Origin of the sequence: Dethiosulfovibrio faecalis (assembly GCF_021568795.1) — a bacterium.
GTDB lineage: Bacteria > Synergistota > Synergistia > Synergistales > Dethiosulfovibrionaceae > Dethiosulfovibrio > Dethiosulfovibrio faecalis.
The window spans coordinates 45,929-70,354 of record NZ_JAKGUE010000012.1; the positions used below are offsets into that span (position 1 = coordinate 45,929).

Annotated in this window: 26 protein-coding genes and 1 riboswitch; of the genes, 6 read left to right on the forward strand and 20 right to left on the reverse strand. The window is 52.3% G+C overall.

The window, feature by feature from the left end:
• Positions 1-2 precede the first annotated feature (2 nt).
• Positions 3-1,223 carry a YncE family protein gene (locus L2W58_RS09180; RefSeq protein WP_236103044.1) on the reverse strand — a complete coding sequence of 407 codons (1,221 nt, stop codon included), beginning with the start codon at positions 1,221-1,223 and terminating at the stop codon, positions 3-5.
• 88 nt (positions 1,224-1,311) lie between these two features.
• A riboswitch (cobalamin riboswitch) is annotated at positions 1,312-1,515 on the reverse strand.
• Between the two features lie 25 nt (positions 1,516-1,540).
• Between L2W58_RS09180 and L2W58_RS09185 the strand changes: the two genes are divergently transcribed.
• Positions 1,541-1,696, forward strand: a complete 156-nt coding sequence (locus tag L2W58_RS09185; RefSeq protein ID WP_236103045.1) for a hypothetical protein — start codon at positions 1,541-1,543, stop codon at positions 1,694-1,696.
• On the opposite strand, the gene L2W58_RS09190 is transcribed toward L2W58_RS09185, so the two are convergent.
• The 5 genes from L2W58_RS09190 to L2W58_RS09210 all read right to left on the reverse strand — a co-directional run bounded on the left by L2W58_RS09190 (position 1,693) and on the right by L2W58_RS09210 (position 5,437).
• Complete coding sequence (locus tag L2W58_RS09190; RefSeq protein WP_236103046.1) at positions 1,693-2,163, reverse strand: hypothetical protein; 471 nt, start codon at positions 2,161-2,163, stop codon at positions 1,693-1,695. The two genes, L2W58_RS09185 and L2W58_RS09190, sit on opposite strands and share 4 nt — an antisense overlap.
• Before the next feature lie 96 nt (positions 2,164-2,259).
• Entirely contained in the window at positions 2,260-2,481 is a 222-nt protein-coding gene (locus tag L2W58_RS09195) for a hypothetical protein (protein WP_236103047.1), read from the reverse strand.
• A gap of 7 nt (positions 2,482-2,488) precedes the next feature.
• A complete protein-coding gene (locus L2W58_RS09200) occupies positions 2,489-3,175 on the reverse strand; it encodes a class II aldolase/adducin family protein (RefSeq protein ID WP_236103048.1) in 687 nt (228 codons plus the stop codon).
• 42 nt (positions 3,176-3,217) lie between these two features.
• Complete coding sequence (locus L2W58_RS09205) at positions 3,218-4,423, reverse strand: MFS transporter (RefSeq protein WP_236103049.1); 1,206 nt, start codon at positions 4,421-4,423, stop codon at positions 3,218-3,220.
• 84 nt (positions 4,424-4,507) lie between these two features.
• The gene (locus L2W58_RS09210; RefSeq protein WP_236103050.1) at positions 4,508-5,437 is read right to left on the reverse strand and encodes an AEC family transporter; all 930 of its coding nucleotides are present in this window, start codon (positions 5,435-5,437) and stop codon (positions 4,508-4,510) included.
• A 132-nt stretch (positions 5,438-5,569) separates the two neighbouring features.
• On the opposite strand from L2W58_RS09210, the gene L2W58_RS09215 reads away from it, so the two are divergent.
• Positions 5,570-6,958, forward strand: coding sequence for a phosphomannomutase/phosphoglucomutase (locus tag L2W58_RS09215; RefSeq protein ID WP_236103051.1), 1,389 nt, complete (start codon positions 5,570-5,572; stop codon positions 6,956-6,958).
• A 49-nt stretch (positions 6,959-7,007) separates the two neighbouring features.
• Here L2W58_RS09215 and L2W58_RS09220 read toward each other — a convergent pair whose 3' ends face one another.
• On the reverse strand, positions 7,008-8,036 hold the full coding sequence (locus tag L2W58_RS09220) for a dipeptidase (protein WP_236103052.1): 1,029 nt from the start codon (positions 8,034-8,036) through the stop codon (positions 7,008-7,010).
• Positions 8,037-8,734: 698 nt separating this feature from the next.
• Between L2W58_RS09220 and L2W58_RS09225 the strand changes: the two genes are divergently transcribed.
• The gene (locus L2W58_RS09225; RefSeq protein ID WP_236103053.1) at positions 8,735-9,490 is read left to right on the forward strand and encodes an amino acid ABC transporter ATP-binding protein; all 756 of its coding nucleotides are present in this window, start codon (positions 8,735-8,737) and stop codon (positions 9,488-9,490) included.
• 15 nt (positions 9,491-9,505) lie between these two features.
• Positions 9,506-10,159, forward strand: a complete 654-nt coding sequence (locus L2W58_RS09230) for an amino acid ABC transporter permease (RefSeq protein WP_236103054.1) — start codon at positions 9,506-9,508, stop codon at positions 10,157-10,159.
• A gap of 46 nt (positions 10,160-10,205) precedes the next feature.
• Here the strand turns inward: L2W58_RS09230 and L2W58_RS09235 are convergent, their stop codons facing one another.
• From L2W58_RS09235 to L2W58_RS09280, 10 genes are all read right to left on the reverse strand, one after another.
• The gene (locus L2W58_RS09235; protein ID WP_236103055.1) at positions 10,206-11,138 is read right to left on the reverse strand and encodes a hypothetical protein; all 933 of its coding nucleotides are present in this window, start codon (positions 11,136-11,138) and stop codon (positions 10,206-10,208) included.
• A 46-nt stretch (positions 11,139-11,184) separates the two neighbouring features.
• The gene (locus L2W58_RS09240) at positions 11,185-12,066 is read right to left on the reverse strand and encodes a lysophospholipid acyltransferase family protein (RefSeq protein ID WP_236103056.1); all 882 of its coding nucleotides are present in this window, start codon (positions 12,064-12,066) and stop codon (positions 11,185-11,187) included.
• Positions 12,063-12,968 (reverse strand): hypothetical protein, encoded by a 906-nt coding sequence (locus L2W58_RS09245; RefSeq protein WP_236103057.1) that lies wholly within the window; start codon positions 12,966-12,968, stop codon positions 12,063-12,065. The genes L2W58_RS09240 and L2W58_RS09245 overlap by 4 nt, the downstream gene beginning before the upstream one ends.
• Before the next feature lie 18 nt (positions 12,969-12,986).
• Positions 12,987-14,267: a tyrosine--tRNA ligase gene (gene tyrS, locus L2W58_RS09250; RefSeq protein WP_236103058.1), complete on the reverse strand. Its 1,281-nt coding sequence runs from the start codon at positions 14,265-14,267 to the stop codon at positions 12,987-12,989.
• Positions 14,268-14,297: 30 nt separating this feature from the next.
• Positions 14,298-15,674 carry a hypothetical protein gene (locus tag L2W58_RS09255; protein WP_236103059.1) on the reverse strand — a complete coding sequence of 459 codons (1,377 nt, stop codon included), beginning with the start codon at positions 15,672-15,674 and terminating at the stop codon, positions 14,298-14,300.
• On the reverse strand, positions 15,668-17,269 hold the full coding sequence (locus L2W58_RS09260) for an MBL fold metallo-hydrolase RNA specificity domain-containing protein (RefSeq protein WP_236103060.1): 1,602 nt from the start codon (positions 17,267-17,269) through the stop codon (positions 15,668-15,670). The genes L2W58_RS09255 and L2W58_RS09260 overlap by 7 nt, the downstream gene beginning before the upstream one ends.
• 59 nt (positions 17,270-17,328) lie before the next feature.
• The gene (locus L2W58_RS09265) at positions 17,329-18,711 is read right to left on the reverse strand and encodes a sensor histidine kinase (protein ID WP_236103061.1); all 1,383 of its coding nucleotides are present in this window, start codon (positions 18,709-18,711) and stop codon (positions 17,329-17,331) included.
• Positions 18,708-19,343 carry a response regulator gene (locus L2W58_RS09270; RefSeq protein WP_236103062.1) on the reverse strand — a complete coding sequence of 212 codons (636 nt, stop codon included), beginning with the start codon at positions 19,341-19,343 and terminating at the stop codon, positions 18,708-18,710. Before L2W58_RS09270 ends, L2W58_RS09265 begins: the two co-directional genes overlap by 4 nt.
• 109 nt (positions 19,344-19,452) lie before the next feature.
• Complete coding sequence (locus L2W58_RS09275; RefSeq protein ID WP_236103063.1) at positions 19,453-20,040, reverse strand: HDIG domain-containing metalloprotein; 588 nt, start codon at positions 20,038-20,040, stop codon at positions 19,453-19,455.
• Between the two features lie 11 nt (positions 20,041-20,051).
• Positions 20,052-20,600 carry a deoxycytidylate deaminase gene (locus L2W58_RS09280; protein WP_236103064.1) on the reverse strand — a complete coding sequence of 183 codons (549 nt, stop codon included), beginning with the start codon at positions 20,598-20,600 and terminating at the stop codon, positions 20,052-20,054.
• Positions 20,601-20,624: 24 nt separating this feature from the next.
• On the opposite strand from L2W58_RS09280, the gene L2W58_RS09285 reads away from it, so the two are divergent.
• Both L2W58_RS09285 and L2W58_RS09290 read left to right on the forward strand, forming a co-directional pair.
• Positions 20,625-21,878: an MFS transporter gene (locus tag L2W58_RS09285; protein WP_236103065.1), complete on the forward strand. Its 1,254-nt coding sequence runs from the start codon at positions 20,625-20,627 to the stop codon at positions 21,876-21,878.
• A gap of 251 nt (positions 21,879-22,129) precedes the next feature.
• Positions 22,130-22,510 (forward strand): response regulator, encoded by a 381-nt coding sequence (locus tag L2W58_RS09290; protein WP_255700479.1) that lies wholly within the window; start codon positions 22,130-22,132, stop codon positions 22,508-22,510.
• Here the strand turns inward: L2W58_RS09290 and L2W58_RS09295 are convergent.
• The 3 genes from L2W58_RS09295 to L2W58_RS09305 are packed head-to-tail and all read right to left on the reverse strand — an operon-like array spanning position 22,507 to position 24,422.
• Positions 22,507-23,088 (reverse strand): 3'-5' exonuclease, encoded by a 582-nt coding sequence (locus tag L2W58_RS09295; protein WP_236103066.1) that lies wholly within the window; start codon positions 23,086-23,088, stop codon positions 22,507-22,509. The two genes, L2W58_RS09290 and L2W58_RS09295, sit on opposite strands and share 4 nt — an antisense overlap.
• Positions 23,081-23,917, reverse strand: coding sequence for a TIGR02757 family protein (locus L2W58_RS09300; protein WP_236103067.1), 837 nt, complete (start codon positions 23,915-23,917; stop codon positions 23,081-23,083). Before L2W58_RS09300 ends, L2W58_RS09295 begins: the two co-directional genes overlap by 8 nt.
• Entirely contained in the window at positions 23,892-24,422 is a 531-nt protein-coding gene (locus tag L2W58_RS09305; protein ID WP_236103068.1) for a flavin reductase family protein, read from the reverse strand. Before L2W58_RS09305 ends, L2W58_RS09300 begins: the two co-directional genes overlap by 26 nt.
• Positions 24,423-24,426: the final 4 nt, after the last annotated feature.

The window sequence follows — 24,426 nt, forward strand, 5'->3', positions numbered from 1 at the left end:
CACTACCTGCCTCTGGACAGAAGCAGTATGGGGGCAAATAAGAGGATCGCAGCCGGGGCGAAACCGACGGAACATCCGCCGCCACCGCCTCCGGTGGGATGATCGTTTCCGGTCGGAGTGTAGGTCTCGACTGAGCCGGAGGAGGAGATTCCCTTGACGGCTCCGTCGGATCCGCTGCTGGAACACACCCACAGACGCCCGTCTCCACCGAGGGAACTGCCCATGGTCCACCCGTCCAGGGAAGCCACGGGATCGCCCAACGCTACGGAGGCGAGAGCACCCTTAATCGATGAAGGCCTTTCCGCGCAGTAGACTCTGTTGACGTAGGGGGCCGTAGGATCGGAGGAGTTCGGGGCAGAGGTAGCGACGAAAAGCCTGCTGCCGTTGTCAAAAACGGCCTGGACGAACTCGTTCTTATCGAAGAAGCCCTCGAAAGTCAGCTCCTCGGCGACCATGGAGGCCCCGTCGACAAGCCAGACCTGGTCCTTAGAGGGATCGTAACCCCCGTTGGAGACCACGTAGAGGTTCTCTCCCCTGGCGGTCAGTTTGACCGGGTTAAGTCCCACGTCGACCGAGGCCAGAACTCCCAGATCGGCCCCCAACCGGTACAGGGCCCCGTTGGCCGGGGAAGCGGAATAGCTACTGTACCCCTGGGCAAGAAGAAATACCCTGTCTCCGTCGGTTGAAAGTATCGATTCGGCTTTGTCCTCGCTTACGACGGGGACCATATCCTTCGATATCACGACGGGGTAGGAGGAGGAGATAGAGCGACGCTCGATCCACCCCAGTCCCGATCCCGATCCGTAATAGGCCAGGTAGAGGCCGTCGGAGGTAGAGGCGATCCCGTGGAGGTTCCCGTTGACGGTCTCGTTCCACTCCGGGGTGTTCCAGTCGGAGGGATCGAAAACCTGAATCTCGGTCAATGCCCCGTAACTCAGACGGTTAGCTATCAGGACCTTCTCCGATCCTGCTTTATCGAAAACGAAAGCTACGGTATCTCCACCAAGATTCGTCCTCAAATCCGAAGTTACATCGCCGGTAGAGGGATCGATTATCCCGACCGTACCGGAGGTATAGTTCTCCGATGTAGTATAAACCACCCTGCCGTCTTTCAAGGTTACAAGACCATACGGAGTAGCCCCTAATCCTGCGGCACCCCAAGCAACACCGGCCAAGAAAAGAAATAGGAAGACAGATGAAACAGCAAGACGCAACTTTCTCACAACAATCACCCCTTATAAAAACGATAAAGGCGACCCAAGGGCCGCCTTATTGGACAAAAAAACGATTATCTCCGCCCTCGAGGAGATACAATCGACGGTAGTTCCGTTCAGTATCCGGACTTGGATTCAACCTAGAAGACGCCTTCCCGACCGAAGTCAGTGGCGGTATGTCTCCGTCGTCATCCTAACCGTAGCGGGGCTGTGCCGGATTTTCACCGGCTTCCTGAACGGACTTCCCTGCTATATTCCACGTTGCAATATACCCTAGGGGAACGTAAAATGCAAGCCGTATATCGAAAATAAAGGGGGGTGACACTATGGCAGACGGGATCGAGAACTGGCGAAGCGAGGATTATTTCGACGGAGGAGACGATCCATTCCGCTTTCTGAGGGACGATGATACCAGCGGAAGATCAGGGACAACCAGAGACGAAAAAAGAGAGAAGGGAATTCCCTCCTCTCGCAGAGATTAACAGCTGACTATGAAATCCGTAGGCGACGCATATACCTCGAAATCCGAGAGATCCTTCTCCCTTACCAGATTCTCCACTTCCTCCTCGGACTGGACGCTGTATATTTCAATATCCTCGCCGGACGCGTCGACTACCAGGCACATGTACCCCTCAGCCAATCCTTCGCGATACATATCGTAGAAGATCTGCATATCTATAAGGTCGAGGAAAAACACGTCCCTATGGGGTATCTCTCCCTCCTCCAAGGCCATGGCTCTGACGTAGTCGTTGATCCTGGATTTAAGGACCTCTTCGTATCTCGGAAGCACATCCAAGGATATAGGGCCTCCCTCAGGGTCTTCCTCTATGGTTCCGATCTCCTTTCCATCCAGGTAAAGGCTCCCACTGTAAAGGACCTCCTCCCCTGGAAGGTCTTTCATGTCTCTGATCTCCACTCCGTTTATCTGTGCGTATCGAATATTCTCCATCCGATTGACACTTCCTCTCTTAATCCCTATGTTCAGCGCAAAAAACGCGCTCGAGTAATTTTACTCTAAACCTCTGCCATGCGCTATAGAAAGAGGCTAAAAGCGACGAGGACCTCTCCCGCCTCGTCTGCCCTTGACGACATCTAGAAACCTGGGATCCCTGGCACAGCCCATCAAAAACCAAACGACGGCCCCTAACAACAGCAGGGGCAAAAGCATACCCAATACGGACAGAATACAGCCGATCAGGAAAAAGAACGACAGCCCCAAAAGCAGCCAATAAAGGGGAGTCGGCAGAGAGCTTATGAAACTATCCATACGGTATCTACCCCACAAAGGCATCGTGATCATCTCCTCCTCGGCCTTTTTTTGTCTGACCGTAGGATTTAAAACGCTTCCTGGTATCTAAAATATCCGTTCTCGACAACAACACGGGGTCTCCCGCCCCCTTGGCCAAGATAAACAGCCTCGCCACGTACTCGACGTTGAGAGCTACGGTGAAAGCGGCTTTCATCGTCTTTCCCAAAGCGATCTGACCGTGGTTGGCCATCAAGGCCGCGTCGGAATCCCCGATGGAATTCACCACTTTTAGAGCCAGATCGGAGGTTCCGTAGACGGCAAAAGGAGCCAGAGGAACCTTATCCCCTGCAACCGCTATCATGTAGTTTACGGGAGGCAGATCGATACCAAGGCAGGAAACCGCCGTGGCGTAATCGGAATGACAGTGCACGATGGCTCTGACGTCGGGCCGATGCCGATAAAGGGCTGAATGCAGCTGCCACTCGGAGGAGGGTTCTCTGTGATCCTCCTCCGGGAAAGCTCCATTCAGGGATATTATAACGACATCTTTCGGGGCGATCTCCTCATACCCTATCCCAGAGGGACTTATAGCCATTAATCCCGACGAGGGATCCAAGACACTGAGGTTTCCCCCCGTACCGGTCGTGAGTTTTTCCTCTTGGATCATCCTGCCGTATCGAACCACTAACTCTCTTTTTTCCTCTAACAACAAAAGGAGTACCTCCTAATAAAAATCTGGCTGGTTTCCAAAGCGTCAACCAGATACGCATTCCTCTCTTCCGGAAGAGATACCGACGGCCCTGAAAGGTCCATCTAGGATAAAAAACGACGACGCCGTCAAGAGGACCAGACCGATAGGAACGAACGGAGACGAAAGTATCCCGGCGTCCCTTATGTATCCGGCCAGAATAGGCCCGGTCATCATACCCAGCCCGAAGGATATATTGAAAACCCCCATGGCCCTACCCGTCCCGAAATCACGGCCTCTTATAGCGGCCAGAGAGGTTATGGAAGGAGCTCCTGTGGCGGTCCCGACCCCGAAAGCCAAAGCGCCTAAAAGCAACGCAGGGAAAGTACGGAGCAACGGCATGGAAAACAACGTAACGGAGGACAGAACCCCTGCCATCAGAACAAGACGGTTTTTGGGAAAACGATCGGCCAGACCTCCTGTGTATTTCTGAAAGAGGGACGTGGCGATCGAGACCGTCGAGAGAATAATCCCTATCCTAACAAAGGACAGGTCCAATTCGGTGGCGATCAAGGGCAGGAACATCAACATCGAACCGCGACCTAGAGCGGTCGAAAACCTGTAAGCATAGACCCTTCTCAAGACCGGATCCTTCAGAAGAGCCGAATAGACGGAGAGGTCTCCCCCCGTTCCGGACGGACTGATAGGCAAGCCCTTGGGGAGCCAAAGAGCTATGCCCGCAAGAGCCACCAAGGTCATGGCGGTCATGACGAGAAAGGGCGCCTGCATCCCCAACCAATCGGTCAACAGACCGCTGAGAAGCGGACCTGCACCTATCCCAGCGAAGAGAGCCATCTGAAGGGAGCCGAAAAAAGCCCCTTCCTCCCCTTCCTCGCTCACGTCGGAACCGATAGACATGGCGACGGGAACCACGAACGCCGAGCCAAGACCGTTGAAGAACCTTATAGCCACCAGATGCCAGGCGGATTCCACGAAAAGATAGGCTAAGGACGATACGGTATAAATAGAGAGCCCGAAGAGAATCAGGGTCTTTCTCTCCAGTCTGTCTGCCATTGATCCTGAAACGAGAGAACAGAAAAGCCTCGACATGGAAAAGGCTCCAAAAACCAGCCCCAAAAGTGTACCACTGGCTCCCATATTGACGGCGTAAAGAGGCAGAATGGGACTTATAACCCCTACTCCCATCATGCAACAAAACAGTGAAAAGGAAAGCACCAGCAATACGTGATTTTTGGTTTCCCCAGAACCCAAAGAAATACACCCCCTCGGTAAAACGTACCCATTTTATCACGAGGGTTCTACCCCGTCCTCCGGCAAAGTAACTAAAGGCAACCTTTAAACACCCAACAGGGAAATCCATAAGGTCAAGGACAATATAGAAAAGACCGTCGTGGTTATAATAACCTCACCGGCGTAAGCTCCGTCCATCCCCATCCCCTGGGCCAGGACGAAATTATTTACAGCAGCGGGCATGGCCGCAACCAGCACGGCGGTCTTAGTCAACATCGGATCGACCTCCATAAAAGTCAAAGCCCCCCAGGTCATGAGGGGAGACAGAAATAGGCGGATCAGAATATCGTTCCAGACCCTCCTGACGGAGGATAAAATATGTTCGATCTGAAGAGAGGCCCCTAAGGCCATCAGAGCCACTCCGCTGCCTACGTTACCCAGTATGCCGAGAGTCTGGTCCAACCATACGGGCAGATCTCCCATTCCCAAAAAAGCACCGGCCACCCCTAGAACGCAGGCTCCAAGCATGGGGTTTCCGGCCAGTTTACGGACCGTCTCTACAAGGGACCGAATGGAAAACTCGCCGGATAGAGCAAGTTGCCCCATAGCGATAGAGATCATCTGGTAGACCACCAGCGATAGGGCCAGATAAATCCCGTAGCTGACGAGCCCTGGTTCGCCAAGAGCTATGGTAACGGCAGGAAGCCCCATGAAAACGTTGTTGCCCCTTATCGAGACGAGAACCGATACGGCAAGTTTCTCTCTGGGAAGTCCTCTGACCCTGGCCAGAGCCCAAGATATAAAAGGCAAAACTACGAAAACCCCGTAGACGCCGCACATGAAGGGAAAGTTCGAGAAATGGGCAGGATCCACCTTTATGGTCGACCTAAACAGGATGGCTGGCATGGACACCCAATACAACATACCGTTCATCTCAGCCACCCCTGTATCCGTCACGAGGCCGATCCGTTTAACGATCCATCCGATCGCCATTATTAGACCTAGAGGAAGAACTATAAGCAGAGCGTGTAACATGGATACCCCTCCTAAGTGAAGCGAATTCCGCCCGTAAAATAGAGGAACCAAAGTCGACGCAGGGCGTGAACCTGGATTATACTGTAATGGAAACGGAAATCATCGACAATCATATCTAAGGAGTGATCGCCAATGAACGTCCCCTCCAATATATTCAGAGAATACGATATAAGGGGAGAGGCTGAAACGGACCTATCTTCCCCGAACGTACTGGCCATAGCGAGATCGTACGGGACCTACCTAAACCGCAAAGGCATAACCAAGGCATCCGTGGGAGGAGACGTCCGGATCTCCACCGAGAGGATCAGAAAAGACGTTATTCAAGGGCTCACCGACACCGGAATAGACGTTATAGACGTAGGCACCGTGACGAGTCCTCTGCTGTACTGGAGCCTGTTCCATCACGATATCGATGGAGCGATAATGATAACCGGGAGCCATAACCCCAAGGATATGAACGGTCTCAAGATGGCCTTGGGAAAATCCACCATATACGGGGAGGAGATACAGAAAATCCGCGAGATGGTGGAAAAAGACGACTTCGAAATAGCCGACGAACCAGGAGATGTTTCGGTGGAAGACCTGTGGCCCGACTATCTGGAGATGCTGAAAACCAAGATCCAATTGGGATCGAGAAAGCTCAAGGTCGTAGCGGACGCAGCCAACGGAACGGCCTCTCTCAGGATAGTGGAATTCCTGGAAAGCCTGGGCTGCGAGGTGATCCCTCTTTACTGCGAGCCGGACGGAACGTTCCCCAATCACCATCCGGACCCTCAGAAGAGGGCTAATATGCAGGATCTCATCGCCTCGGTAAGAAAAAACAAGGCAGACGTCGGTTTCGGCTTCGACGGAGACGCCGACAGGATAGGGGTCGTGGACGACACGGGCGAGATCGTCTGGGGAGACGTCCTAATGGCGCTCTACTGGAGAGAGATTCTCCCAAAAAACCCAGGAGCGACCGCCATAATAGAGGTCAAATGCTCTCAAGCCCTGGAGGACGAGGTCAGACGACTCGGAGGAGTCCCCCATTATTATAAGGCAGGCCACTCCCTCATAAAGGCGGAGATGAAGAGGATCGGGGCTCTGTTCGCCGGAGAATATTCGGGACACATCTTCTTCGCCGACGAATACTACGGCTTCGACGACTCCTTCTACGCCGCGGGAAGGCTGCTCAGGATGCTTTCGGAAAGCGACCAGTCTCTATCGGAGATGCTCTCCAATATGCCCGTCTACTATCACACCGAGGAGGTAAGGGTCGACTGTCCCGACGACAGAAAGTTCGAGGTTATGGAACGGATAACGTCCCAAGCCCTCGAAGAGCACGAGGCCATAACGGTGGACGGACTGAGGATCGTGTACCCCGACGGAAAAGGCTGGGGACTTATAAGGGCGTCCAACACCCAACCGGTGCTGGCTACCAGATGCGAGGGAAAAACCCCGGAAGATCTGGAATATATCGCTAAAGACGTGAAGAAAAGGATGCTCGACGCGGGACTGCCCGACTTCGAGTGGACCTACTGAGCTACCAGTTGGAAGGGGATCCTATGAGAGATCCCCTTCCAACATCGACTCACGAAAGAGCCGATCTGTACACCCTGGCGAAATTTAGCCCCATCACCGACAAGACCTCTTCGTCCAAGTACCCCCTGCTCAAGAGCTCGGCGGAAAGCTCCACCACCTGACCGTAGCCGGATATACAGTCGTAACTTTCGCTACCTGTGGACTGACGGAACATATCGCAGAAATCGAATCCGAACCCCACATGCTCTATACCTACGAGCTTTTTTACGTAATCCACGTGATCGGCCAAATGAGAAGATCCTACCGGTCCGACCTTCGATTCCTCGGCCACAAAGGTACTACAGCTGTTCATCCCCATAACCCCGCCTCTTTCGGCAAGGGCCATTATCTGATCGTCCTTCAGATTTCTCATGGTCCCCATAAGGGAACGGCAGTTGGAGTGAGAGGCTATGAACGGACCGTCATAAAACTCCAGCACATCCTGAAACCCCTCGTCGTTAAGATGGCTTACGTCCAGAAACATACCGAGACGGGAAATCTCGTCCAAAAGCCTTACCCCAAAATCGGTAAGACCTCCTTTCCGACCCTCCCGTCTCCGGGAGAAAAAGCAACCGTCTCCAGCGTAGTTCCTTCTGCTCCAGACAAGTCCAACTCCACGGACGCCGAGCTCGTAAAATATCCTAAGAAGCCCCATATCGTTCGAGATAGGCTCGACTCCCTCGAAAGAGAGCAATATCGCCAATCTCCCCTTCGCCTTGGCGGCTTCTACCTCTTCCCAATCCACACATAGAGAGAATGAATCCGAACACTCGTCCAGCTCACCGTGGAGGGCTCCTATCTGATCCAGAGCCCTTTTGAGAGCCATATCGGGGACATAACGGTCCTCTACAAAGATCGAGGAAATCACCAGATCGAGACCGGCCCTCCTCATAGCTGGAAGATGATCCTCCTCTATGACGTTTCTTCTTCCCTTCTCTCTCTTGTCCAGAACGTCCTTTAGAAGATCGAAGTGAGCGTCCACCACGAGACCGGAGTCATGCAGTTCTCTGGCCCTATCGATGCAGCTCTCCCGTTTCATTCTATCCCTCCTTGTGGCCTGATCGTGAAATCTCCCGATCGCATCCTCAGATTATAACACCACAAAAAAGGAGGGAGGGTCCGATTACGGACCCTCCCCATAGTTCTTATACAGGGAACCCTTCCCTAACGCTCTCACCGCCAGGCGACAGCGGTCTCAAGATCCTATGCGGTTGTGGGGTGTTCAATTCTTCGATGGACCTCACCCCCGATAGATATATTATGATGGCCGAAGTATCGTCATGAGTTTCCTCTGTCAATCGCATCAACCCTTACCATACTCGATACTCATTCTGCTCGCTTTCAACGCCATAGGAGGCGTCCCTTACTGGGGTTACAGAACCTCGTATTTCTCGATTCTTATCCTTCAGCACATCGTTACCGACGATACTCCGGCCTGAAGGAGGAGTCTGGGATGCTGAAGGAACTAGCTCGCTCCCTCCTTCTGTTTTGATTCTACACCGATTCGACCTCAGACCAAACTCCGAAGGATTGGAACTCTTCAACATCAGAGGCAAATAACCCTGATTTTGGCCGTATTCCTTCAAAAATCGAATATAATCTATTTTGGGAAACTTCTATGCCTGAACACGATAAAGACTCTATTCCCCTCTTGCCACGAACAGGGATATCCTATATGATTCCAAATTAGTGTTCTCTAGTTGAAGAGAAAAGCAAAGCTGAACAGGAGGTACTTTTATGGACCCTGCCATCCAGGTAAAAGGGCTTCACAAGTCTTTTGAGAATCTTCAGGTGCTTCGAGGCATCGATATCGACGTATCGGAAGGAGAGGTAGTATCGGTAATAGGCCCCAGCGGATCGGGCAAGAGCACCTTGGCCCGGTGCATCTGCCGCCTAGAGGAGATAAACGAAGGGGAGATCCGTCTCTACGGACGGAGGATCGATAACGGAGGGATCTCCACCGAGGCCCAATCGGCACTTGTCGGCATGATCTTTCAGCAGTTCAACCTCTTTCCTCATCTATCCGTACTCGATAACATAATCCTGTCTCCTACCAAGGTAAAAAAACTGCCAACAAAAGAGGCAAGGACGAAGGGTTTGGAGTTGTTGGACAGGGTCGGCCTGGCGGATAAGCGAGACTCCCGACCGGGGGAGCTTTCCGGCGGTCAGCAGCAGAGAGTGGCCATAGCGAGAGCTCTGGCGATGGAGCCCAGAATCATGCTGTTCGACGAACCTACCAGTGCTCTCGATCCAGAGCTGGTGGGAGAGGTTCTAGACGTCATAGCTGGGCTGGCAAAAAGCGGAATGACTATGATGATCATTACCCACGAAATGCTCTTCGCCAAGGAAGTATCCGACAGGGTTATATTCATGGCCGACGGCGTCATAGTCGAAGAAGGTTCACCAGATCAGGTCCTGGAAGCCCCCGAGATGGATAGGACTAGGTCCTTCCTTCACAGAATGTTGGCTCATCACGTAGCGGATTCGGATTAAGGAGGTAGGTTTCACATGACCCTGGATTTTTCCATACTATCGCCCTATATCCCGATGCTTCTGGCCGGCGCCTGGTTTACGGTAAAGGCATCTCTCTGCAGCGTCGTTCTAGGATCCGCCTTCGGCCTGGTCGTCGGTGCCCTTAGGGTCGTCCCCTTCGGTCCGGTAAGAGGGTTGGCCGCCGCTTACATATACGTCATAAGGGGAACTCCTCTTCTGGTACAGCTTTTTCTCATATATTTCGGATTGCCGTCTCTCGGTATAAATCTGCCGGCTTTCGTAGCCGGGGTAATAGGCCTGGGAATAAACTCCTCGGGGTATGTAGGCGAGATAGTTCGAGGTGGGATAGAGGCCGTCCCTAAAGGACAATGGGAAGCATCCAAGATGCTTGGCCTTTCCTATTTGAGATCCATGAGACATATAATACTGCCGCAAGCGATAAGGAACATGCTTCCCGCAATAGGCAACGAGTTCGTAACTTTGATAAAGGAATCGTCGCTTCTTTCCACCTTGGCCATAACGGAGCTGACCATGGCGGGGCAACAGGTCAGAAGCGTAACCTATGCGTCTTTCGAGACGTTTATAGCCGTTGGAATAATATATCTCTGTCTTACCAGCTCCACCAGCTTTGCTCTCCAGCTTCTGGAAAAACGTTGGGATATAAGATAAAAAGAGGGAGAACGGTGTATTTAACACCCGTACTCCCTTAAAAAACTTAACTGTCTACCTTTATGGGCTCCTCCAGGGAGACAGGAAGCATATAGCGTTCCATGTCCTCCGTGGCCTCCAGTGCATCCAGATATCCCCAGGAAAGAATGACTATTTCCTGAGGCCTCAGACCTCTGCGATCTTTCATTTCCTCCCACATATAGAAGGGGAAATACATCCAGACCGAGACAGGTATCTCCCCAAAGGGACGCTGACCTTCGAAACGGACCAGATATCCCGAATCTCCTCGAAAAACCACGGAACCGCTTTTTTCGGCGTTCATCCTCTTAAGCTGATCGGGCTTGAAGAGAAGAGCCTCCAGCTCCGCTATCCCTTTGTTGCCGGGTAGTTCTCCAACGGAAAACCACATTTTCGGCAAGACCGGCTCTTCCCTGAAGACGTCGATGCCCCTTCTGGCCCATATCTTTATTCGACCCACCATGGAATGGTCACCGAGAGACAGGGCCTTACGGACTCCCCAGTAGAGCAATCTGAACTCTCCCATCCCGGACAGAGAGGAAAGCAGGAGATCCTCGTCGTCCCAGCTATCCTCTTCGTCAAAAAGGGAGGTAGAGCTGAGAAAACCCTTGAGGATCGACATCGTGTTCCCATGACTGCCGGGAGGAGGAAGCTGCCTCAACAGTTCGGAACGCAACTTTGTGGAGACATCTCCTCCTATGGTTATTATTGTATCTCCCGTGTCGAAACGACAGGGGACATCGTCGTATAGGAAACTCTCCCTCCAAGAAGTGTTATCCTCCCCCGGCTTACCCCAAAGCCATTTTTCGTAGGCTCCGCCCTGTCTGTAACCCACCAAAACCCTGTTGTAGGGCATCAGCAATATTACCAAGGGGTCTCCTTCTTTCGGGATATCTCCGATGGATACTAGATCGGGCAGTCTGACGATATGCCCGTCGGTCATGAACTCATAGACGATCATTCTGCCCACCTCCTCTTTTTGAGCATACCATCTCGGGTAGCCCAGTTCAAATACGGTTCTCTCCGGTCATATCGGTCTTCCATCTTCGGTGCATCCACAGCCATTCGCCTGGCACGGTGCGGACCATCTCCTCCAAGATTTTATTGACCTCGGCAGCTAGGGCAACGACCTTATCCTCTTTGTCCTTTACGGTTTCGGATGCAGATAGAGGACTATAAACCCTAACCTTGTGTCTAAATGGGGCTATTCTCTCTATGGACACCGGAATTATCGGGACCTTGGACATCACAGATATGGCAGCAGGTCCTTTGGGCATGGTACATGGACGTCCTAAAAATTTTACCGGTATACCTGTAGGTCCTCCGTCCTGATCGGCGACCAACCCCACGAAGTTTCCTACCATAGGAAGGCGAACCATCTCTCGAAAGCCCTTGCGCTCCTTTCTCAGGGTTTTCAGCCCCACTTTTTGCCTGTAAAACTCCATAAGGACGGCAAGATCCTCGGCATCGGGGTCTCTGACGGCAGCGTAGAGAGGATAGTCGCTCTGGCACAGCCAGGCGGAAAGCAGTTCCCAGTTGCCTCCGTGGCTGGCCAATATGACGCAGCCTTTCTTGGAAGAGAGAAGATCGTCAAGGATGTCCTTGCCCTCAACCCTCTCTATCCACGTCAATGCCTGAGATGGGTCTTTCATGAGAGCCAGATACTCCACCGCCATCCAACAGAAGTGGTCGTAAACAGCCTTCAGGTTCTCACGATACCACCGTTCGTCTCTATCGGGGAAGGCCCTTGCCATATTGTCCAGGGCCACCGTTTTTCTAGGAGAGACCAATCCTAAAACACACCGGAGGAAAAGATAGAGAATCCAAGCCCGTCTTCCCGGACGGACCCATCTGTCCAACGTCTCTATACACCTGACTCTAAAGCTCAAAGGGCTCCCTCCAATAGAGCCTTGTACATATTCGTTATGGAGAGAGCCGAGGCCTCCGGAGTAAAGTTAAGGCTAATCCTGTATCTCGCGGCCACAGCGGCGGTCTTGCCCCTTTCGCCTGTAAGCTCTTCGCCGGACGGTATGGGAACGTCCTTTCTCAAGGCTATATACCCATCGCTACCCAACAGATCGTCCAATATAGGAGACCAAGGGGCTACGGTGGGAACCCCGTAAAGGGCGGCGAAACCGGCCAGTATAGCAGACGAGAGATCAACTCCCGGCAGCACTAGCAACCGCCCCCTTCCCGATAAAAATCTAACTGCATCTCCGTCGTCTATAGCTCCCGAAGCTCCTGGGAAAGCTCCTCCTTGATCCGTAAGTTTGACGACGGGCAGCCCTACGCCTCGTTGAAGAACCTCGATCGTCCTTCTATCGGGCCTGGACATCGAGGAAGGGAAAACGACTAGAGCCATGGGGCCGCCATGGCTATCCCCCGGCTGTCCCCACGATAGGTCCCTCTCGAAGGCAGGTCTCCAAGAGTTAGGGTCGGCCTCGGCGGTTACACCGGAAAAGACGGAAGGATGACCTCGCCATTTTTCTTCGGGGTCTTTGAAGGAATGGACCGTAAGGGCTCTCGCCGAGATAACCGGCCACCATCGGGGAGCGTTCCCCCAAAGATGCCATGCATTGCCTCTAAAAAGCAACGTCAGCCCCCTCGCTAAAGCATCCTGACCATTCCAGGAGACCACCTCGACCAACGATCCCGGAAAAAAACCGGACTCGGAGATAACGGTCAGCCTGGTACCCTCCAATCCCAGCTGCCTAGCGGTAAAGCCCAGAGACATAAGATCCCAAGGGCGTAATTTCCCGGATAAAAACCAAACCCAACCTTTTGACCTCATCAGGAAATGCCTCCTCTTTTAGTTCACCGTCTTCAGGACGAAGAACTTCTTTTTACCGACCTTGAGGAAAAGGTAGCCTTCCTGCAAGAGCCAGGAACCATCGAGTTCCATTCGTTCGTCCGATATCCTGTTTCCGTTGACGGAGACGCCGCCCCCCTTTATGAGACGTCTGGCCTCCCCCTTGCTGGACGAGACCTTCGAGTCTACCATGATGTCGATCAATGGGCTCGAAATATCGCCGACCTCGGAATAGGGAACCTCGGAAGCCAGGACTTTCATCATCTCCGAGGACAACTCGACCGGATCGAACGCACCACCAAACAGGATCTCGCTTGCCCTACGGGCGGTCTCGGCACTATCTCTCCCATGGACCAGGGAGGTCAACTCCATCGCCAGAGTTTTCTGAGCTTCCCTTTTCTCCGGCGCAACGGAATGTACCCTCATTATCTCCGATATTTGCTCCAGAGATAAGAAGGTGAAAAGTTTCAGAAGTTTTTCCGCCGCCTCGTCCTCGCTGTTAACCCAGAACTGGTAGAAACGGTAGGGAGAGGTCTTCTCGCGGTCGAGCCACACCGCGCCTCCCTCGGTCTTTCCGAACTTGGTTCCCGACGACGTGAGAAGAAGCGGATTGGTCCCTCCATATACCTGAGCACCGTCGGTCTTTCTTATCAGGTCGATGCCGGAAACTATGTTACCCTGTTGATCGTTACCTCCCATCTGGAGCTTACAACCGTAGGTCCTGTATAGATGCAAAAAGTCGTAGGCCTGGAGCAAAGTATACGAGAACTCGGTGAAAGAGATGCTCTTTTCCTGATCTCCGAGCCTGGACTTGACGTGTTCCTTCGCTATCATGTAGTTAACTGTAAAATGCTTTCCCACGTCTCGAAGAAACTCAAGAAAGGTCATCGAGTTCAACCAATCGTAGTTATTGACCAGAAGAGCCGAGCTATCTCCGGAATCGAAGCTGACGAAATGAGAGAGCTGTTTTTTGACCGCCTCCACGTTCTTCCTTATCTGTTCTATGGACAGGAGGTTTCGCTCTTTGCTTTTACCGGAAGGATCTCCAATCATACCGGTACCGCCTCCGGCAAGCACGACCGGCCTATGGCCTAGCTTCTGAAGCCAGGCCAAACCCATCAGAGGTATCAGATGCCCCACGTGAAGGCTGTCGGCGGTAGGGTCGAACCCTACATAAGCAGTAACCCTGCCCTCCCTGAAGAGATCTTCCAGCTCCTCCGGATGACTACACCAATCTATATAACCTCTGTCCCTGAGAACCTTAAGCGCATCCAAAGCCATTTTCGTTTCCTCCAAGCATAACCTGATTTTTTAAAAACACGTCCACCTCAAAATGCCCTCGTCTATCTCAGTTACCACGAAGGATATATCGCAGAGAGAACGAAGATACCTGGTCAAATTAACGAGAGAGTCCATCCCCATTGAGCTCTCGACATCCTCGGGAAAAAGGATCCTTCCGGACTTTATCATACCCTCCAGGAATAGGGCGAAGGATGGACCGTTCATATACCCCCATGCCACGCTATTCCTCCATGGGTCGATCAACCTGTCGTCCATGTCGACCGAGTGAAAAGACCGAAGGGAATCGGGATCCAAGAGCCCTATAGAGCCTCTCTCTTCTTCGTTAAATGCCACCACAGGGAAGGGAGACAGGGCGATAACTCCGCTGTCGCCGGAGACATCCATGGACAGAAAGTCGAAAAAAACGTCCCTCCACAGGGATTGGACGATACCGTCGCCTGTGTTGTTCCTTAAAAAATGTACCAGCCCCCCCGGGAACGGAGCGGAAAGTAGGGTCGTCTCGCCTCCGGAAGCCACTATTACCGGTTCGGGCAAAATCGCCCCGACAGCCATTCCCAACGGAAAGGGAAGGTCCGGCAGATCCTTCCATTCGAAGGGCTCCAAATCTGGAAGAACATCGTCGGCTCCCTCGATTCTCCATCTCAACACCCCACCGTCATCGTCGGATCTCCAGGAACACATAACGGTGAGATTACTACCTGGCCAGAAAGCCCCCTCTCCCCCCGATACCTCCAAGTGGCCGGGCCAAAAAGGTTCTACGTCCCAGGCGGAGTAAAAAGACTCCATTCTTCCGTCGATGGCTTCCAACATAGATCTGAAACCCTTCCTCGATGAGGATAAGACAAACAAGCCTTCGTAAAGGGAACAGAACAGAGGTTTTTCGAGTTCGCCTCCCTCTAGGATCAGCCCCCTATGGTTCTCCTCCAAAAAAGGCGTAACAGACACGCCGACAAAAGATCGCTTAGCGACCTCCGTCAGCTTCCCTTCGTCGAAGTCTTTGCAGCAAGCCCGATCCAGCCTGAAGGCAAAACAGCCAAAAGGATCATCGTCGATCGGATAGAGGATACAACAGGCCGTTCTATCGGACGACCGAAAAAGCTCGGAAAGATGGCCTATCGTTTCGGTCTCGTCCATCTCCAAAATTAAATCAAGTCCGAGCTTTCCTATCGAGCTATCGTAGAAAACATCGCCCTCTCCGGCAAAAACCATGTGAGGAATCCGATCCGAAACCCTGGGGATAGCCTCTATAGGATGCATTACACGAGAGGGGACGGCCCAAAGGGCACCAAACACCAAAAAGACCGTAAGGCCCAATAACGTCAGTCCGAAGAGAAACCAACTGCGTTTCCGACCGAGCCGGGAAAGACTGGACCTTAAACTCAGCACTTCGACTTATTCGAGACCGTTTCCAGCAGGATCTTGACTGACTTAAGCATAGGAAGGGTCTGGTCTATATCGTTGATCTTGGAGGCTGTCTCGGTCAATCGACCGGTTATGGCGGCTATATCGTCCAAAGCTTTGGCCAACTCCACGTAGGAAGAGACGTCCCTCTGAGGGGTGGACAACACTATCCTCTCCTCACGTTCACGCTCGTTGGGGGTAAGTTCGAATTCCTGATCGACCGATGGAACTATAGCCTGAAACCCCTTTTCCGTAAGGCCGTCGGCGAGAGCGTTGGCCGATTTGGGCTCCCCATGGGTGACTAAGAAAGTAGGCGAGTTTTCGGAAAAGTTATCCGCCCACTTGAGAAGATCCCTGCGGTCTGCATGGGCGGAGAAACCGTTTATGGTATGCAGCTGAGCCCTAACGGTAACGTCCTCCCCTGCGATACGAAGTTTTTTCTGTCCCTCCACCAGACGGCGTCCCAGGGTCCCCACCGCCTGATACCCTACGAAAACCACGTGGTTTTCGGGGTTCCAGATGCCGTGCTTCAGATGATGGACTATTCGACCACCGTTGCACATACCGCTTCCGGCCAGGACTATGGCGTGATCCACATCGTTGATGGCCTGGGAGTCCTCGACGGAGGAGACGTAGGTCAACCTTTCCGGTGAAAAAGGATGGTTCCCTTTATGACGATATTCCTGTATCTCGCTGGAACAGAGGTCGAGATGATCCTCGTATATCTTCGTAGCCTTTACTCCCATAGGTGAATCGAAGTATATGGGAATGTCCTTACCGAGCCCCTGATCCTGAATAAGCATCAGTTCGTAAGCCACCCTCTGAGCCCTGTCCACGACAAAGGTGGGAATGAAGACCTTCGCTTTTTTGGCTAGTATCTGTCTCATGAGAGTCTGGAACTCCTCGCGGCTTTCCTCGTTCGTCTTATGCTCCCGGTCGCCGTAGGTGGACTCTATTACGACGTAGTCGGCCCCGGTTATCACAGCTGGGGTCCTCTCCATAACGGTTTTCTGTGGTCCGAGATCTCCGCTGAAGACGATTTTAACCGTCTCATCTCTCTCGGTCGCCCATATCTCGAGTATGGCACTTCCCATTATGTGCCCCGCGTCTCTGAACCTGACGAACACCTCGGGGAAAAGCTCTATCTTGTCGTCGTAGGTAACCGGCGCCAATAGATTCAACGCCTCGGAGACGTCCTCGTCTTCGAAAAGAGGTTCCACCGCGGGGAGTCCCTTACGGGCGTTCTTTTTGGTCTTCCATTCAGCCTCTTCTTTCATGAGACGGGCAGAATCCCTCCACAGAACCTCGGTAAGCTCCACGGTGGGCAAGGTTGACATGACCTTGCCGGAAAATCCCTGTTTGACCAGAAGAGGGACCCTTCCGGTATGATCTATGTGAGCGTGAGTCAAAAGGACGACCTCTAAGGACAGGGGATCGAAGTGAAAGGGCTCTCTGTTTCTCTCGTCTTCGTTTCTGCCCTGATGAAGCCCACAGTCGATAAGAATCCTATGTCCGGCTACCTCCAGCATATAACTGGACCCGGTCACCTCCTCGGCTGCACCTAAGACCTTCAACCTCATAAGAACACCTCCTCAAAAGGATGTATCTATTCGATACAAGTATAAACGACAAGATCCTATCACGTTCGACCGATTACAGGAACGGTGAAAAAAAGGGAGCACCCTTCACCCGGCGAGGTCTCCGCTCTCATCGAACCACCTATCAGCTCTATTCTTTCCCTCATATTCAATAAACCACGGTGTCCCGTCGATCGAAGCAGCTCAAAATCCTCCGGCCAACGGAACCCCGAACCGTCGTCCTTTATGGAGAGATAGATGTTTTCTTCATCCCTGGATATCTCTATATCGACGTTCTTCGCCCCTCCATGTCTGGAAGAATTATGAATGGCCTCCTGTATAATTCTGAAGAAAGCCAAGATCGCGTCGGGGTCCTCTTCGATATCGTCGGATATATCGAGCTGGACGAATAAATCCAGATGTCTCGAAAGCCTGTCGGCCAGCTCGTCCAACGCATGCCTCATGCCTAGATCGAGCCATGGAGGAGATAGTTGGTTGCACATCTCTCTGAGCTGCCTTATGGTCTCCTTCCCGATGTCCTCGGCAAGACGAAGGTGGTCCTCTCTTTTCTCGATAGGATCGAGGGAAGCTAGTCTTATCCTCTGAATAAGGGCAGTCACCTCTTGGACGGGCCCATCGTGTATGTCTCTGGCTATACGGGATTTTTCGCTTTCCTGAACCCTCACGACATCCTGAAGATAACGATTCCAGAGCTCGACCTTTTCTCTGGCTGCCTTGGAAAGACGACACAGGACCGTCCTAAGATGTCGAACCTCCCAGATGGTATTCCGGTTGTCCTCGGCGATAGGAACCTCGCACCCCCATTTGAGATCGGCAAGCTCGTCCGAAAGTCCCTTTATGGGACCTATGGCCCACCGCCATAACATGACTCCGGAGATCACCGACGCCACGACCACCGCACCTATCAGGATGGACCAGAGCCTGGATGCCTGTACCATAGGCCCCATCAACTGATTCCAGGCGACCGCCGCTACGACGAAAGTCGACGCGGCGGGATATACCGCCACGGTATAACGGTCCCCCCTATCGTCCATTAGCTCGACCGCCTTGCCTATTGGGACGTCCTTGCGCCAAAGCCGCTTGAAGGTGACCTCCGCTCCAGGAGAGGCCAAAAGGATCTTGCCATCTCCGTCTACCACCACCACCCATCCCGGCAGTGAAGGCCCCCAGGAAAAGACCTGAAGCTGCCGTAAAAGCTCTACCATCGGAGTAGGCAAAACCCACTTGGGATCCTCTAGATCGACCCTGGAAGCCACGTTATCGGCTAAATTCTCCACGTAGGAAGCCATAACCCTCTTCATAGCCCTGTCGTGGTGGACTATACCGATTCCGGCTGTGACCAATACGGCCGCGGTAGGAAGGAGCACGGCTATCAGGAATATAGCGGAAAGATTCCATTTTATAGGCATGCTCCTTCGGATCATTCTATCAGCTCCTCCAAAGTTAAAAGGCCATACTTCAAAGCCAACAACATAGCCTCCGTCTTATTATGTGCCCCTAATTTATCGTAGATGGAGGCCAGATGGGTCTGTACGGTCCTCTCGCTTATGAAAAGTTGGGATGCTACCTCTTTGCTGGAAAGTCCTCTGGCAGCAAATAACAGGACCTCCCTCTCTCGCGGCGAGAGATCCTCCATCTGAGGAATATCTCCCATAGCTGAAGCGACCTCGCTATCGAGATAAAGACCACCGGATACCACCGTCTGAATCGCCTTGGCCAATGCCTCCGGTGAGGTCGTCTTCAACAGAAAGCCCTTGGCTCCAGCCCTCAGAGATGCCAAAACATACTGCTGAGAATCGTAAGACGTCAACATCACGGGAGCGACAGGAAGACCGGCGTCCTTTATCTTTCTAGCCAGGGAAATTCCGTCCTCCACCGGCATACGGATATCCAACAAAGCCACTCTAGGACGAAGTTCTTCTATCATTTCCCAGGCCTCTTTGCCATCCGAAGCCTCTCCGACCAGCTCCACACCGTTCTCTCTGGCCAAATAGGCCTTCAATCCCTGTCTGGTCAAAGGATGGTCGTCCGCCAGGACGACTGTGATCTTTTCCACGATATCAGCCCCCTTGCTAAGAAAGGAGGCCGAGCAAAGCCCAGCCTCTAGGATATTAGTATACCTCTCGACGAGAGGAGATCTCATCGGCATATATACATAAAAACTATCAGTTACAGGAAGAGGTGCCTAGCCCCAGGTCCTTTTCTATAGGCCTCATGGCCTGTATGACCCCGTCTATCAGGTCGGACAGCTCGATTCCCATCATGGCAGCTCCTCTCTCTATGAGCTCTCTGTCCACCCCTGCGGCGAATCTCTTGTCCTTCCATTTCTTCTTCACAGATTTAACGGAAAGATCCGAAAGAGACCGACTCGGTCTCACCAAAGCGGTAGTCATAACCAATCCGGTCAATTCGTCCACTGAGTAGAGGGTTTTTTCCATCTCGGACAGCGGCTCCACGTCGGAGCAGATACCCCAACCGTGAGCCTGAACCGCTCTGATTACTTCTTTAGGGTAACCTCTTTCCTCCAAGACGGCCGTGGCAAGCTTGGTATGATTCTCCGGATCCTTCTCGGATACCCTCTCCCAATCGAGATCGTGCACGAGTCCGGCAAGTCCCCACATATCCTCATCCTCTCCCGACTTAGAGGCGTAATATCTCATACATGCCTCCACAGCCAGAGCATGTCTGAGATGTCCTTCGTCCTCGTTATACTCCTTCAGGAGCTCCCACGCATTCTCTCTGGTTACGGTCATACGAATCCCTCCTATTCGACGTCTTTGTTGAAGGACGGCTCCACCATATCCTCCACTGCGACGGAGGATACGGTACCGTCCGTATTCTGGTAAGCAACTCTCTTTATCCTGGCGTTTTTTATCATCCTGCGACACAGCATACAGGGCTCTCCATTGGCTAACGTACCATCGGAGGCGTTGACCCCCGCTATGTATATGGTTCCCCCGACCATCTTCTCGGGATCTCCGTTTATTATGGCGTTTTGCTCCGCATGGACAGCTACGCAGAGCTCGTATCTCTCCCCCTTGGGAATTTTAAGGGCTTCTCTGTGACATATTCCGACGTCGACGCAGTTAGGCTCTCCTCTACAGGCCCCATTATAACCGGTGCTTATTATAACGTGATCCTTTACCAAGACGGCACCGTAGCGGCGTCTGAGACAGGTGGATCTATCCGACACCACCTGAGCTATTTTGATAAAATAAGTGTCCCAGTCGGGACGAATGTGTTTCATCATGAAGACCCCTTCCTCGACATCTACGTAGCAGAACTCGGCACGGACGTAACACTCACGAAGCAAAAATATCGTCTCACGGAGGACAGAATGAAAGAAAACAACCGTTCCATCCTAGCATGGTGCCTTTACGACGTGGGCAATTCCGCATTCGCCACGACGATAATGGCAGTTATATACCCCATATACTTCCAACAGGTGGCGGCATCCACGCTGTCTCCGTCGTCTGCCACCGCTTACTGGGGATATGCGTCCTCTTTAGGCCTCCTTATAGGAGCTTTTATTGCCCCCTTCCTGGGAACCTTCGCCGATATCAGATCCATAAGGAAGGGGATCGTAGCAATCTTCACCGCGTTAGGAGCTCTCTCGGCATTGGCGATGGGAACGATAGAGTCCGGAGATTGGAAAACGGCGCTTTTCCTCTTGGTCTTAGGTTCCGTAGGTTTTTCGGGTTCCGCCATATGTTACGATTCTCTTCTGCCCCACATAGTACCGGTCGAGAGGATGGACGAGATATCAACCAAGGGATACGCTATGGGATACCTGGGTGGAGGGACCCTGCTGGCCCTTAATCTGGGGACCATGAGCCTATTTCCAGGAGGATTGGGGGCGAGGCTTTCCTTTATGTCCGTAGGACTATGGTGGATCGCTTTCGCCGTTCCCCTTATGATAGCGGTTCCGGAACCGCAAAGGGAGTTCCCCGCCGGCTCGGACAGAATGGGAACCCTTGCCTCCCTTGCCAAGACATTTCGGGAAATCAGAGAGTACAGGGACGCCTTTGTTTTTCTGCTGGCCTTCTGGTTATACAACGACGGAATAGGGACGGTAATAAGGATGTCAGCCATATTCGGAGCCCAGGTAGGCCTCGATCGAAAATCCATGGTCATGGCACTGTTGGCCACCCAGTTCATAGGTATCCCCTTCTCACTGCTATTCGGAAAGATCGCAAAAAAAATAGGCAGCAAGAAAAGCCTCTACGGAGCTTTATCGTGGTATCTGTTGATAGCCATAGGAGCCTACTGGATGAGGACATCCCTGCATTTCTGGATGCTAGCCATATCTGTGGGAATGGTACAGGGCGGAGCCCAAGCGATAAGCAGAAGCATATATGCGTCGATGCTCCCACCGGAAAGAAGCGCCGAGTTCTTCGGTTTCTACGATATCTCGAGCAAGTTCGCCGGCATAGCCGGTCCGGCAGCTTTCGGAATCATAACCCAGCTGACCGGATCCCCGAGACTGGCGGTTTTAGCCGTCGGTAGCACCTTTATAATCGGACTTTTCCTTCTATCCTTCGTCGACGTGGACAGAGGCAGACAAAAGGGTATAATGAGACGGCCTCGTTAGGATTAATCCTGAACTCTACGCTCGACTATCATCTTCACCAACAAAGATTCAGTCCAACTTCGGCCGGGATGACTTAGGACGTCCACGACGAAAACTACCGTTAAAGCCAGAAATATAACGAGAAACAACATTACAATTTGGCGTCCCCAATGGGTACTCTTCCACACTCTTATCAGGTGTTTTTTCATAAAGACATCTCCTTGGAAAAGTTCAAAACGACATCCCGAAATACCGGAGAGGAGGACTTTCACATGACGTCGGACAAAAAAAGCATCTTCAAAAAGGTCCTGATAGTTGACGATGCCGCCTTCATAAGAGCTATGCTGAAAAAACTGATAGAAGACAACGGTTTTCTCGTAGCAGGAGAGGCGGAAAACGGCGAAGAGGCAATGAAACTTTACAAAAGCGTACAGCCGGAACTCGTCATAATGGACATAACCATGCCTCTCATGGACGGCTTGGAAGCCACTAAAAGGATACGCCAAATCGACCCGGACGCAAAGATAGTGATCATCAGCGCCAGAGGTGAAAAGCCCATGGTGGTGAAGGCCATAGAGGCCGGCGCTCAGGACTTTATCGTAAAGCCCTTCGAGGTCCCAAGGGTGCTGAAGACCCTTAACAAGTTTCGCTAACTCCTAAAGCTATAGTCCGATATCAGATCCTTCAGGCTCATACAACGAAAACCGTCTATAGTTTCCAATATACGATAAAAAAGTGACGCACTATACCTACAATCCTCTAAAGCCCTATGATGCCCTCCTCCGGAAAACCCAAAGTGGCGGGCCAGGGCAACTAGACTGTATCCTCCTATGCCGGGGAAGGCCTTCCGTGCCAACTCGCAGGTGTCAAAAACCGGTATGATATCCCACGATCCCTTTATCTCTCTCATCTTGACGTCCAAAAACCCCAGGTCGAAAGACGGATTATGAAACACCATCGGCTCTTCGTCCTTCAGAAAGCTCGCCAAGGCTGCGGAAGCCTCCGAAAGCCCCGGAGCTCCCTCGACCATCTCGTCGGTTATCCCGTGTATCGCCACCGCCTCGGAAGGTATAGGCCTGCCGGAATACACAAAGGTCTGGAAAGACTCTATCTCCGAGCCAGGGGTAAACCTGAGCGCCCCTATCTCCACTATCCTGTCCCATCTACTGGAAAGCCCCGTGGTCTCCACGTCTATCGCGACGAAACCGGAATCCCAAAGACTTTTATCCAACGATACCACCTACCTTTGGCTTTGCCTCCTCGAAAAGGACCTTCAACTCCATGTCGTCTCTTATACCAAACCTGGTCAAGGCAAAATCGTACTTCACAGGATCTCCCGGGTCAATGAGTCCGAAGGCCTCGGTGACCTCGACGGCGGTCCTGAAATCACCGTTCTTTCTAGATGTAAAACCTAAAACGCGAGATATTTTATGCATATGGGTATCGAGAGGAACTACCAGGTCCGATGGAGAAAGAGAGGACCAACCTCCTGGGTCGACCTCATCTCTACGGACCATCCAACGAAAATACAGCATCAGCCTCTTACAGGCGCTCCCTCTCCCCGGAAAGGGAAGAAGAGAGTTCTTTTTCTCCTTCCCCACGAGCCATTCCGCAAATCTACCGTACCCCTGAAAAACAGAATCCGTCTCTTTCAACGCCCGCTCCATCGTTCGATCCAGAGAACCGTAAAGATCGATCGCTCTCTTCACTCCACAGAGAAGGTCTACCATATCGTCGCTTCCAGAAAAGCGATGGCGAAAACCGGAAAAGCACCTCATCCATACTGATCGATCACCGGCAACCACGAAATCAAAAGGAGAGCTACCCATGACAGCGAGAACGCTAGAAACGCTCTTAAGTATCTGGGCGACCCGACCGTAAGCCAGAGAGGAGGCTATCAAGCCGACTATCTCGCGATCCTCTAACCTGGAATAATCGTAGAGAAACTCCAGAGGATCGGGATGGATCAGGTCCTTTCGGTTGTACTTACCATACACATCCTCCAAAAAGAGAGCCAGTCTCTCGATATCTAGATCAGCGAGGGACTTCGTTGAACGCATGGGTCGGAGCATGAGCCGGCGACTTTCCTCTCTTGACCGTATGATACTGAGCGTAGGTAAGGGGTTCCCCGTCGCCTACCACTGTGGCCCCAACGATCTCTCCAACGAAAATCCTGTGGGTATAGACCTCCGTAACGGAGATAACCCTCGCCTCCATGGTGGCCACCGCGTAATCCAGCACCAGAGGAGCGCCGGTAGAACCGACCTTATAACGACAATCTACGAATTTATCCACAGATCTGCCACACTTGAAACCGAAGGGACCGATGAAAATCATGGGGACGGTCTGATCAAGCACGGAAAGAGAAAAAACGCCGCTGCGTTCGATGTATTCGCCGGTCAGATTTTCTCTATGTATGGACACAGCGATGGTCGGAGGTTCCGCCGAAACCTGTATGGCCGAGTTAGCAATCTGACCGTTGAAACGACCGTCTTCATTGACGCTGCTAACTACGTATACACCGTAGGAAAGAGAGTACAGAGCTCTAGGATCTACTACGTTCATGATT